8 protein-coding genes are annotated in these 12,282 nt (G+C 51.1%); 4 read left to right on the top strand and 4 right to left on the bottom strand.

The features are described 5' to 3' along the window. Positions 1–290: 290 nt before the first annotated feature. Both ACTUJZ_RS00215 and ACTUJZ_RS00210 read left to right on the top strand, forming a co-directional pair. A complete protein-coding gene (locus tag ACTUJZ_RS00215) occupies positions 291–1,106 on the top strand; it encodes an alpha/beta fold hydrolase (RefSeq protein WP_463634264.1) in 816 nt (271 codons plus the stop codon). 2 nt (positions 1,107–1,108) lie between these two features. Then, positions 1,109–3,067 (top strand): PAS domain-containing hybrid sensor histidine kinase/response regulator, encoded by a 1,959-nt coding sequence (locus ACTUJZ_RS00210; protein WP_463634263.1) that lies wholly within the window; start codon positions 1,109–1,111, stop codon positions 3,065–3,067. A 75-nt stretch (positions 3,068–3,142) separates the two neighbouring features. Here ACTUJZ_RS00210 and ACTUJZ_RS00205 read toward each other — a convergent pair whose 3' ends face one another. Next, entirely contained in the window at positions 3,143–5,158 is a 2,016-nt protein-coding gene (locus tag ACTUJZ_RS00205; protein WP_463634262.1) for a S8 family peptidase, read from the bottom strand. Positions 5,159–5,464: 306 nt separating this feature from the next. Here ACTUJZ_RS00205 and ACTUJZ_RS00200 point away from each other — a divergent pair, with 306 nt between their 5' ends. Continuing rightward, positions 5,465–6,514 carry a Kelch repeat-containing protein gene (locus ACTUJZ_RS00200; RefSeq protein ID WP_463634261.1) on the top strand — a complete coding sequence of 350 codons (1,050 nt, stop codon included), beginning with the start codon at positions 5,465–5,467 and terminating at the stop codon, positions 6,512–6,514. A gap of 59 nt (positions 6,515–6,573) precedes the next feature. Next, positions 6,574–8,211, top strand: coding sequence for a hypothetical protein (locus ACTUJZ_RS00195; RefSeq protein ID WP_463634260.1), 1,638 nt, complete (start codon positions 6,574–6,576; stop codon positions 8,209–8,211). On the opposite strand, the gene ACTUJZ_RS00190 is transcribed toward ACTUJZ_RS00195, so the two are convergent. The 3 genes from ACTUJZ_RS00190 to katG all read right to left on the bottom strand — a co-directional run bounded on the left by ACTUJZ_RS00190 (position 8,208) and on the right by katG (position 12,166). Continuing rightward, positions 8,208–8,747, bottom strand: a complete 540-nt coding sequence (locus ACTUJZ_RS00190) for a GNAT family N-acetyltransferase (RefSeq protein ID WP_463634259.1) — start codon at positions 8,745–8,747, stop codon at positions 8,208–8,210. The genes ACTUJZ_RS00195 and ACTUJZ_RS00190 overlap by 4 nt on opposite strands. A 39-nt stretch (positions 8,748–8,786) precedes the next feature. Continuing rightward, positions 8,787–9,755 carry a GTP 3',8-cyclase MoaA gene (gene moaA, locus ACTUJZ_RS00185; RefSeq protein ID WP_463634258.1) on the bottom strand — a complete coding sequence of 323 codons (969 nt, stop codon included), beginning with the start codon at positions 9,753–9,755 and terminating at the stop codon, positions 8,787–8,789. Positions 9,756–9,952: 197 nt separating this feature from the next. Next, positions 9,953–12,166: a catalase/peroxidase HPI gene (gene katG / locus ACTUJZ_RS00180; protein ID WP_463634257.1), complete on the bottom strand. Its 2,214-nt coding sequence runs from the start codon at positions 12,164–12,166 to the stop codon at positions 9,953–9,955. Between the last annotated feature and the right edge of the window lie 116 nt (positions 12,167–12,282).

Here is a 12,282-nt window from a genome sequence, read left to right as displayed (position 1 = left end):
TTTCGTTAACATTACGATACTGGTTCAACCGGTACCCGGTGAGTCACTGCAATATTTAGTGCTTTTTTAAGTGTGCAACCGCGTCGCCGCATATTTAACTTTAAATAGCCGCCTCTGCCCTACAGATTGTATCTGTAGCAACTACTTGATTTATTGAAAAAATATATTATTTTAAGCACTTTCCAATATTTTAAAACCAGGCTCGTTTAATTCTTTTGGCTACAAACTGGATCTCAGGATTAGCCTGCATTAGAGTGAGTCACAACCTTACATCACGGCTTTAAGAAAATATGGATATTACTGCGCGCAATCACATTACTATTCAAGGCCAGGGGCCCCAGTCTATTTTATTTTCACACGGTTTCGGCTGTGATCAGTCGATGTGGCGATTCGTTGAGCCTGCATTTCGAGATCAGTATCGCACTGTATTGTATGACTTGGTTGGAAGTGGCAGGTCTGATTTGTCAGCCTATGATAGTAAGAAATACAGTACATTAGAAGGCTATGCCGATGATCTGCTGGAAGTAGTTGAGGCGACAGCTGAATCACCAGTCTTTTTTGTTGGCCATTCAGTAAGTGCTTCTATCGGGTTAATTGCCAGTATAAAAGCACCGGAAAAATTCGCGGCTCATGTAATGGTGGGGCCGTCCCCGTGTTACACCAACCAAGAAGACTATGTCGGGGGATTTTCTGAGGCTGATATTCAAGAATTATGTGATACTCTGGACAGTAACTATCTAGGGTGGTCTAGCACGATGGCACCAAAGATAATGGGCGCACCAGAGCTACCTGAGTTAAGTGAAGAGCTTACCAATAGCTTTTGTCGCACAGATCCGAAGGTAGCGAAGGAATTTGCTCGTGCTACATTTACTGCGGATGACCGCCACCGTCTTAGTTTATGCCACACCCCAACACTGATACTGCAAAGTAGTGATGACTTTATTGCTTCTCAGTGCGTAGGTGAATACGTACAACGCTCCATGCCAAACTCCATTATAACTATTATCAATAATACAGGACACTGCCCGCATATGAGCGAACCCGAACAATGCATCAGTGCAATGAAACAATTTTTGCATAATTTATCTTCGCACTCAGAGTCGTAAACGTGACCGATGACGAAGTACTTGATTTTGAACATGCTCCTTGCGGTTTAGTCTGGTGTCGCTCAAATGGAAAAATTCTAAAGGTAAATGCCACTTTTGCGCAATGGCTTGGCTATACCCCAGAGATACTCACAACTGATTTTCAAATTACAGATCTGCTCTCTATAGGTAGTAAGATTTATTATCACACCCACTGGCTACCTTTGATGCACTTACAGGGCGAGGTAGCGGAAGTACTGGTAGAACTTAAAGGTGCTAATCAGAGCACTATCCCTACTTTACTCAATGCAAACACAAGCCAAAAAGGCGAAGTGAAAATCTATCAACTCGCTTTTTTTATCGCCAAAGACAGACAAGCGTATGAAAAAGAATTGGTCAATGCACGCACCGAGCTCGAACAGTCATTAAATGAGCTCGCGACCACACAAAACCAACTGCAAGAAAGCCGCGACTTTTTAAGTTTGGCCATAGCCAGCGCGCGCATGGGCATTCTTACTTTTAGCAAGGCTACATCCAAACTACACTGGAGCTCGCAACTTAGACAACTTACTGGCCATCATGATGAAAAGTGGGATGAGTACGTCGAATTTAAAAAATTAATCCATCCCGAGGATTTACCTCTGGTCCGCCGGAAAATCAAACAGTCTATTATAGAAAAAAACGTTTATGAGGTAGAGTTTCGACTTAAAAAAGCTACCGGCGAGTGGTTGACAATGATAAGCCGCGGCCAGGCAACCTATGACGAACAGGGTGATTATGAAGCGGTTTTCGGGGTGTTTATTGATATTTCGAAACAAAAAGCCACCGAACAGGCGCTATCAGATTTAAACGAGAAGCTCACTCAGTCTGATAAACAAAAAGATGAATTTTTGGCAACATTAGGCCATGAGTTACGCAACCCTTTGGCCCCTATCCGCAACGTTATCGAAATCATGCGAGAAAAATCAGCGATTAATGATTCACTGACTTGGTATCGCGATGTACTGGACCGGCATGTTTCGCAGATGACCCATCTCGTTGACGACTTACTTGAAATCACGAGGATTTCCCAGGGGCGTCTTGAGTTGCGTAAAGAGCATGTTGATTTAAAAATGCTGGTGCAATTAGCTATAGAATCTACTCTACCTCTTATTAAAGAAGCGCATCATGAACTGACCATCGAGCAGCCCGAACAGTCATTGGCAGTCGACGGGGACCCCACTCGCCTTACCCAGGTCATCGTAAACCTTTTAACGAATGCGGTGAAATATACGCCTGAACAAGGCAATATCATTGTAACCCTGTCACAGAATGCAGAAAAAATTAATGTGTCTATTTCAGACACAGGGATCGGTATTCCTTCTGACAAACTTTCGTCAATATTTAATATGTTCTCCCGGCTGGAACCGGCACTACAGCGAGATGGGGGTGGCCTGGGTATTGGTCTGGCTCTGGTATACGGATTGGTTGCAATGCACGGAGGCACTGTCACAGCGCACAGTGATGGCCCGGGCAAAGGAAGTCGGTTCACTGTTTCTCTGCCAAAACTTAAAGGTGGGTCAGCCAAACCTCATTCCAAAGAGGCAACTGCGAGTAGCACAAATCGCAAGAAGCATATTTTAATTGTTGATGACAACATAGATGCCGTAGATAGCCTGGCAGTATTACTGGAAATCGAGGGGCACAAGGTAGCACGTGCTTACGATGGTATTTCAAGTATCATAGAGGCGGAAAAAGGGTTACCCGATATTATTATTTCAGATATTGGGTTACCGGATATTTCTGGTTATGAAGTCGCCAAACAAATTCGAGCAACCCCCTGGGGGCAACCGATATATTTGATAGCCTTAACTGGATGGGGTCAGAAAAAAGACAAAGAGATGGCTTTTGCGGCTGGCTTTAATAAACACTTCACAAAACCGTTGGACTATTCAGAGTTAAAACAATTGCTCGCAGACCTCCCCGGCCCTTCTAAGCAATAAAACAAAGCTACCTCTGTCATTCGAGCATAAAAAGGCCTGCATAGGCAGGCCTTCTGATTAATTCCCCCCGCTCAGCTATTTGCTGGCTCGGGTAATGGTGCGTGTCACGGTAAAAGGCGTTGCTGCACTAATATAGCCGCTCACACGCAAGGTATAGGTGCCGGGCTGTTCCAGCCAGTAGCTCAGGGTTTCTGGATTACCCAGGCTGGCGCTTGACGCCACAGTGTCACCGGCTGCATTAAGCAGATAAAAATCCAGATCCGCTACGCCCGCCCAGCTTAGTTCAGCATCGATATTAATATCGCTATCGGTGGTGTCGAACACAAACTCCTGCACCTGCAGATTTTCGGCAGACGGCCCCATGGTGCCTTCTTCGGTGGTGGTTTCCTGGGTGTAGCTCACATCGCTTTCCATTAGCTGGCCATCAATTTCCATGGCATCAAATAGGACATCTTCATCGCCAGTGTGAATTTCTACTTCATTGATGGTTTGATTACCTAAACCGGAAAACGCTACCGTCACTTGCTGTGGATTGTTTTCGCTGGCGTGGGCACCGCTGACATTGGCAGTGCCTATGGTTTTCCCGTTGGACACAACCCGCACCACACCGTCATCTTCATCGGTAACCAGAAAATGCAGGCGAATGCGGTCGCCGCGTACGCTGGCCAAAATGGTGCCCTCGTCATCATCGGCTTCACGATAGTCACCGCCAAAGGCTTGCTTCGACCGGCCCTCTTCCCACTCGCCGATATACGTAAAGCGTGCATCGTTATTATCTGCCATGGCCCAGGCGCCCTGGCTGGCCCATTGGGTATCGCCGTGCAAAAACTGTAATCGCTCGCCCTGGGTTACGTAGGCGGTATCAATGGCGGCAAGCACATTGATATATCCTGCGCCCACCTCATGGGGCAGATAAGACATAGGATCAGCGGTTTGTTTTAAGATTGCTTCGATTTGGTCCGGAGATAAATCCGGATTCACACTCAACAACAGCGCTGCAGCGCCTGCCACAAACGGGGTCGCCATCGAGGTACCACTGATAGTGTGATAATACTGATAATATTCAGGGTGCGCCGGATCCACCACCGGCCCCATCGCGCCGATGACAGTATTTACCGCGCGGGTTGAGGTAATGCCCGCGCCTGGCGCGGTGATATCCGGCAGTTTTTCCGGATGCCCGGCCACGCCCCGGCTGGAAAAATCCGCCAGTTCTTTGTCTTTGGTTCCTGCTGCAACATTGATCACCCACGGAGCGATAGCATACTGATTCAGGGTATTGTCGTCAGGGCCGGAATTTGAGGCTGCGAACGCCACCACCATGCCGCGTTTATAAGCTTCAAACGATGCCTGGTTGATGGGGTTATTGGGGTCGAACTCACTGCCGTCGCCGCCGCCCCAGCTATTGGTGATAATATCGATCTCCAACCGCTCCTGATTGGCGATGGCATAGTCAAACCCTTGCAGGCCGAACAAAATATTTAAACCCTCACCGGCCCCCAGGCCCACTAGCTTAGCGCCAGGAGCAATCCCATCATGATAGAATGCCCGACGTTCATCACCGGCAGAAGCCGCGCCACTGCCAGACACTGTACCTGCCACGTGGGTGCCATGGCCAGATGATGTATCACTATTGGGTACGCCTTCTAAGAAGGTGGTATTGCCGCCGGTCAGGTCTAAATCACCAATGATTTTCACATTCTCAATCACGGTCTCGCCAAAGGCCAGATCAGGATGGGTGGCATCCACGCCAGAATCTAACACGGCAATTACTGTGCCTTCGCCGGTCACGCCATATTGGTCCTGGACATAGTGGCCGCCGGTGATTTCGCCTGACTCATAGTTATAGTATTCAAGCGGCGCATTGGCATACACACTGACCACGTCCGGATGGTCTTTGAGCTGGTCAATTTGCACCCGGGTCAATGTTGCCCCGGCCATGGGCAATGTCTGTAATCCCAGATAAGGCACCGCGAGCGGGCGCAGCACATTGTCAATGGCGGCATGCTCATCAAAACTGACAATGACATCATAGTGGGCTTGGGGGGGTAAGCAACTGCTGTGACAATTTATCGCCAATAATGGCATCAGCATGGGCCTGGCCGGCGCATATCAGGCCAGCCATGATCAGGTTTATTTTTAGTTTCACATTTTACTCCGGTTAAAAGCCCTGTTGGGTACATTTTTAGCGTCGCAAACAGCTACCGGATAAGCTATGAGGGTATCCCCCTAGTTATTTTGAGCGCTCAAAAGATCCCTAACCGCTCGTTTAAAAAGCATTTTTCCTCAAAGTTATGCCCACAGGCCTGGCATATAGCGCTTACGCCCTTTACACTCAAACCCTGCATTTTTGAACAGAGCGACATGATGGTGATGAGCAAGATTTGCGCAGGTCTTGGCATGTTTTTGCTGCCCTTTTTATATTCTCAGACAGTGACAGCCGCGCCTTTACCACCGTTACCCGAGCCGGTAACCAACAATGCTGTGGCCTCGGTGAAAATTGATGAGCGCCAGTATCTGTTTAGTTTTATGGGTCTGGCAAAAGGCAAAACATACCGTGATGTGCACAACCGTGCCTGGCAGCTAAAAATTGACAAAAATGGCAACCACACAGGCTGGCAAGCCATTCCTTCGGTGCCCTCCAGCCTACCACTGGCAGGCCGGCTGGCGGCGGTGGCAGTCGGAGTCGATGAGGCGGTGTATTTGTTCGGCGGGTACACCGTGGCAGAGGATCACACTGAAATCAGTGCGCCGGATGTTTACCGCTACGAGCCAGTTTCGCAAACCTACACCCGACAGGCTGCCATGCCGGTACCGGTGGATGACACCGTGGCGCTAGTGTATCAGCAGCGCTATATCTATCTGGTCTCCGGCTGGCATAACAGCGGCAATGTCAATCTGGTGCAGGTGTACGACACGCAAGAAAATAGCTGGCAGCAGGCCAGCCCTTTTTTGGGTAAGCCAGTCTTTGGCCAGGCTGGCGGCATCGTCGGCAATACCATGGTGGTGTGTGACGGCGTAGCGGTAGAGCCACAGCAATTAGCCCGCCGTACCTTTGCGGCGCATACCGGATGCTATAAAGGGCAGATAAACCCGCAAAATCATTTAGACATCGATTGGCAAAAAATTCCTCACCCTACCGGTGACGCACGTTATCGTATGGCGGCGGCCGGGGATGTTGATGCCAACCAGGTGATCTTTGTGGGCGGTGCCAGCAACCCGTATAACTACAATGGCATGGGGTACAATGACAAACCAGCCGAGCCCAGCCAGGCTATCTGGTCATTTGATATCACCACTAATCAATGGCACATCACCCAATCAGCCAGCGCCACTATGGATCACCGGGGCCTGCTCCCAACGCCCCATGGCTGGGTTACCCTGGGTGGCATGGGGCCGGCGCAACAAGTGTCGGACAAAGTGGTCAGCCATCGGGAACTTTCTCTTTAAGCAAATCGAGCAGCTTGCCGATATACTCTTATTCACCTTCATTTAAGTTGGAGCCAGGTATGGCCAGCCTTCCTATTCGCGCATTGCTGTTGTGCCCTGTTGCCCACAGTATGGCACAACTTGATGAGTCACTGATGGAAGCCGGGGTGACCCAGCTGGATATCGCTCGCGATCCCCACGAAGCGCTGGCGCAAATTCAGGCCCTGGCAACGGAAGACGCCCCGCCCCATGCGCTGATCATCGGTGTCTGCGATACTCCGCCAGTCTGCCAGGCACTACACATTTACCAGCACTTACAGCAGCACCAGGCAATCAGCGAGTTTTCTGCGTTACTGCTCATCTCTGCAGACGCCAGTAATGAATTGGTCAATGCCAGTATGGAATTGCAGGTGGACGAATTTATTGTCGCGCCGTATCAACGTCCGGCCCTGCTGACCCGCCTGCATCGCTTGGTCAGCCGCTTTCAGGCCAGTGTGGAGTTAGGCCTGAAAATGCACAGTCACAGTGATGCCCTGGACTGGCAACAGAATCTGGCTGTACTTGATGCGGCCATTCTCCAACAAACCAACCTGGCTTGTTACACCCACTGGCTAAAGTTAAAAGGCATCAGCCTGACCCGTACCGGGCAATGGCAAAAAGCTGCTGAGTTTTATGCCCAGGTGCTCAACCAGCATGTCTGCGGCTGGGCCGTTAGGGGCAGTGTGGCCTGTAGCCTGGCACTGGAAGAATACACCCAGGCAGAAAAGCAATTGCTGTCGCTGTCGTTACATCCCGCATTTGCTCTGCTGGCCTATAACATGATGGGCCAGCTGTATTTACGTCAACAGGATTACGATGCCGCTTTGGAGACAACCCACTTACTGTGTGACATCTCGCCTTTTGTATTGACCAGGCATTATCAGGCAGTGCTACTGGCCCGGCTATGCGGCGATTACACGGTGGCGGTGCAGGCAGCAGAGCGCTTTGTGGTGTTTGCCGAGCAGACCGGGCAGCTTAATGCTGAGACCTTATTGCTGGCAACGCGCGCTTGCATGGACGAAGAACACATGGCTGATAAAGCCGCTGAAACGCCGCCGTATGGCCGGGTGCAAGCCTGGCTGCAACGTGTAGTCGAAACATTTCCGTCCTGGCAGGTGGCCCCGGCTTATCGTATTACCCAGGCCCGTCTGGCCTTGATAAGCGGCCACACCGTCAGTGCAGCAAACCTTCAGACTTGGTTGAAAAACCCCGCACTGACCACAGAAGATCAGTTAGAGCTGGCCAAAGCGCTGCATACGGCCGGTGACCCAGCCCAGGCCATCGGTGTACTGACTCATGCACTGGCGCAATGCCCGTCGGGGTTGTTACACAATTGCCTTGCTCAGCATTTAGCTCAAATGCAGATGACCACCAAAAGTCATCTGCAATTACGCCAGGAAGCGCAACAGGCAATGCAGCAAACCCATTATGCTCACGCCATGGTCTTACTACAGCAGGCCCGACAGATTACCCCCAAATGTGTTACCACTGCACTGCAGTTATTGCAGGCCACTGTGGCGCAACTGCACCATCATCGCAATCGCAGCAACCTGGGCCACCAGCAAGTCAGAGCTTTGATCCGGCAATGCCAGCAAACCGTCGAGTCGACCGAACTGGACAGCCAGCAACAAACGGACTATCAGGATATTCAACTGGCGATAAACCAATTATTTAGTTAAGCAGGCAGATGCTGGCTGTACACGACCACATTTTCATTAAACACACTGTCTTCGTAAAACTGTGTATGACTAAACTGCATACCCAATTTTTCCATTATGCGAATAGAGGCGTGGTTTTCTGGCAGGGTAACGGCGGAGAACTTGCTGATCCCGGTCAGCGCCAAGCCATCACGAATTGCGGCTGCGGCTTCTGAAGCATAGCCTTCACCCCAGTATTGACGTTTAAAGCGCCAGCCTAGTTCAAGATTGTTGATTTCAGGATGAGAAGTGAAAAAACCAAAGGGCCGTACCAGAACCCAGCCGATGGCATCGCCGGTTTCTTTGAGGGTAACTTTCCACAGCCCCCACCCCAATACAGGATTTGCATAGGCTGCCAGGCGCGGTAAAAAGACGCTGTCAATTTCGGCGCGGGTGGTCTTCTGGCCACCGTTGAGATGCCGCATGACTTCCTCGTCCTGGTCCAATTCCCATAAAAATTCCGCATCTTCAGCGGTAACATAGCTAAAAGCCAGTCGTTCGGTTTCAGCAAACTCCATGCTTCACCTCATTGCCCTATTGTTATTAATACCCGGTATTTACCCGCCCAGCATCGCCAGGTTGCGGGTCGCGCCGGTTTTTCCTTCATGCAGATAATGTGATATATGCTTATCGGTCAGCGCTTCACGCAAATACTGCACAAGTCCTGATACATCCCCATCGGTCAGGAAGGGGCGAATATCCAGCCCTTGTTCACTAAATAAGCACAGATGTAATTTACCATTAGCTGCTACCCGAAGTCGATTACAACTTGCACAAAAATCTTTGCTGTAGGGCAGGATCAAGCCCACTTTTCCCTGAAAATCCGGATGGGTATATTCCAGTGCCGGGCCGGCATGGACGGGTTGGTCTATACGCTGCCAGCCGTCCGCCTCCAGGCGTGCCTTAATCGGCCCGCCGGACAGGTGCTGCTGGTTGAAAAACTGGCTATGATTGCCTGTTTCCATCAATTCAATAAACCGCAGTGTGATCGGGGTGTGTTTGACCCAGTCCAAAAATCGCTGCAATCGGTTGGCCGTAAAATTCTGCATCAACACGGTATTAACCTTCACAGTTATACCTGCGTCTACCGCGGTACCCAGGCCGCGTAATATTTGCTGTAGTTTATCCTGGCCAGTGATGGCAGCAAACTGATTGGGGTCCAGGCTGTCAATACTCACATTCACCTGGTCCAGCCCGGCGGCCGCCCAGGCTGGGGCCTGGCTGGCCAGTCTGGCGCCATGGGTGGTAGCGGCAACACGCTGGATTCCGGGAGTATCTGCGGCAAGCCGGATGACGTCAGTAAAATCTCTGCGCAGACTGGGCTCGCCCCCGGTGATCCGCACCTTAGATGTGCCCAGGCTGGCGAATGTCTGAACTAAAGTGGCAATCTCCGGCAGCGTTAAAAACGCACTATTAGGCGGACCGTCATAGCCATCCGGCAGGCAATACTGACAGCGAAAATTGCACGCTTCGGTGATGGACAGCCGCAAATAATGAAAGCGGCGGCCAAAGCTATCTTCTAACACACATTCTCCTGCGCTGGCACCGGGCCCTCTGGATGCCGGCAATGAACAATGGGCCCGATGTGCCAGCTTAGCAATAATTGACGATTGCTTATACCTGTTTACAAGATAAGTACGCACGCCATGTCAAATAAGGCCCAGCCGACAGTCAGGCATTAAAAAGGCCGCTTAAAAAAGCGGCCTTGGTTGAATACTCTGGTTTAATCAATCAGATCGAATCGATCGTTTTCCATTACTTTGACCCAGACCTTAACAAAATCGCGGGCGAATTTGTCTTTGGCATCATCCTGAGCATACACTTCTGCCAGTGCACGCAGTTGGGCGTTGGCGCCCATCGCCATGTCCACCCGCGAAGTGCGCCATCTGACTTTGCCGCTGTCCCGATCGCGGGCTTCATATTGATCAGAGCTATCGGAGGTAATGCCCCACTCCACACCCATGTCGGTCAGATTGATAAAGTAATCGTTACTCAGCACACCGGGCTTATCAGTCAACACACCCAATTCAGTGCGTTTGTAGTTGGTATTGAGCACACGCATGCCGCCCAGTAGCACAGCCATCTGCGGTGCGGTCAGGCCCAATTGCTGCGCTTTATCCACCAGCATTTCTTCCGCGGTGTAGGTGTAGCGGGTTTTCATAAAGTTTCTGAACCCGTCGGCTTCTGGCTCCAGCAGCTCAAAGTTTTCCACATCGGTTTGCTCTTGAGAAGCATCGGTGCGGCCAGGGCTAAACGGCACAGTCAGCCCCTGATAGCCGCCTTTTTCTGCGGCCTGCTCGATGGCTGCGCCACCGGCCAGCACAATCATATCGGCCAGGGAAATGCGCATATTGCCTTGTTGCGACTGGTTAAAGTCATCCGCCAGCTGCTGCAGCTTATCGATCACCGGGCCGGTGCGTTCAGGCTCATTGGCTTGCCAGTCCTTCTGCGGATCCAGGCGAATACGCGCACCATTGGCGCCGCCGCGAAAATCGGAACCGCGGAAATTGGCGGCCGAGGCCCAGGCGGTCACAATCAGGTCAGCTTGATCTAAGCCACTGTCCAGGATCTTACGCTTGAGCTGGCTGATCTCCTGCTCCCCAACCAGTTCATGGTCTACCTCAGGTACCGGATCCTGCCAGATAAAATCACGTTCGGGCACTTCTTTACCCAGATAGCGGGATTTTGGCCCCATATCGCGGTGCAGCAATTTATACCAGACCTCGGCAAAAGCTTGCTTAAATTCTTCCGGGTTATCACGAAAATGCTCAGCAATTTTTCGATATTCCGGATCTTCTTTAAAGCCGATATCCGCCGTGGTCATCATGATTTTGACTTTTTCAGCCTCGTTCTCCACATCCGGCGCATGGTCTTCATCGGCCAGACCTTTAGCATGCCAGATGTAGGCGCCGGCCGGGCTCTTGGCCAATTCCCAGTCGTACTTCAGCAGAACTTCAAAATAGCTGTAATCCCACTTTGTCGGTGTCGGTGTCCAGGCGCCCTCAATGCCGTTACTGATGGTATCGCGGCCTTTACCTGAGCCATAGTTGTTTTTCCAGCCAAAGCCCATCTGTTCCATGGGCGATTCATCCGGCGCTGGTCCAACATGGGAGGGGTCGCCTGCGCCATGGCCTTTACCAAAGGTATGCCCGCCGGCGCAGAGCGCCACTGTTTCATAGTCGTTCATGCCCATGCGATCAAAGGTCTCGCGCACATCCATGGCCGACAATTTTGGGTCAGGGTTACCATCTGGTCCTTCTGGGTTCACATAAATTAGCCCCATCTGAGTGGCGGCCAGTGGCTGCTCCAGATCACGCTCTCCTTCGTAGCGCTGGTTGGCTTCCCATTTGTCTTCCGAGCCCCAGTAAATATCTTCTTCCGGTGACCAGATATCCTCACGGCCGCCGCCAAAGCCAACGGGTTCAACGCCCATAGACTCTAACGCCACATTGCCGGTCAGTAAAAACAAGTCTGCCCAGGAAATCGCATTGCCGTATTTTTTCTTAATAGGCCATAACAAGCGACGCGCCTTATCCAGGTTGATGTTGTCCGGCCAACTGGATAACGGTGCAAAGCGCTGATTGCCGTTGCAACCGCCACCCCGGCCGTCTGCACCGCGATAGGTTCCGGCTGAGTGCCAGGCCATTCGGATCATAAAAGGCCCGTAATGGCCGTAGTCTGCCGGCCACCACGGTTGGGAATCGGTCATGAGCTTGTGCAAGTCTTGCTTCAACGCATCGTAATCAAGATTTTTGAAGGCTTCGCGGTAGTTAAAGTCTGGGTCAAGCGGATTAGATTTGGTGTCGTGCTGGTGCAAAATACGCAGGTTGAGCATATCGGGAAACCAGTCGCGGTTTTGGGTGCCCGGGCCATTCATTTTTGTGTTGCTGCCGTGTAGCACCGGGCATTTACCTGTTCCTGGGTAGGTTTCAGACATGAAAATGTCTCCTGTTGTCCCACTGCTGGCACAGGTGGTGTCAGTAGTGGTGGTTGTAAATTCGTATTTCTACGCTGCGCACCTGATAAAGTATTAGAAAAGTTGTGAAAACCAGA

It is taken from the genome of Alteromonas sp. WD8-37 (genome assembly GCF_055326825.1).
The sequence above is the reverse complement of the archived record's forward strand: the minus strand, read 5'-3'. Positions and strand labels throughout refer to the sequence as shown.

Excerpts from the sequence above, each read along its gene's own strand:
- ACTUJZ_RS00215 (WP_463634264.1), top strand. The coding sequence starts at position 291 with ATGGATATTACTGCGCGCAATCACATTACTATTCAAGGCCAGGGGCCC.
- ACTUJZ_RS00205 (WP_463634262.1), bottom strand. The coding sequence starts at position 5,158 with ATGCTGATGCCATTATTGGCGATAAATTGTCACAGCAGTTGCTTACCC.
- ACTUJZ_RS00200 (WP_463634261.1), top strand. The coding sequence starts at position 5,465 with ATGTTTTTGCTGCCCTTTTTATATTCTCAGACAGTGACAGCCGCGCCT.
- ACTUJZ_RS00195 (WP_463634260.1), top strand. The coding sequence starts at position 6,574 with ATGGCCAGCCTTCCTATTCGCGCATTGCTGTTGTGCCCTGTTGCCCAC.
- ACTUJZ_RS00190 (WP_463634259.1), bottom strand. The coding sequence starts at position 8,747 with ATGGAGTTTGCTGAAACCGAACGACTGGCTTTTAGCTATGTTACCGCT.
- katG (WP_463634257.1), bottom strand. The coding sequence starts at position 12,166 with ATGTCTGAAACCTACCCAGGAACAGGTAAATGCCCGGTGCTACACGGC.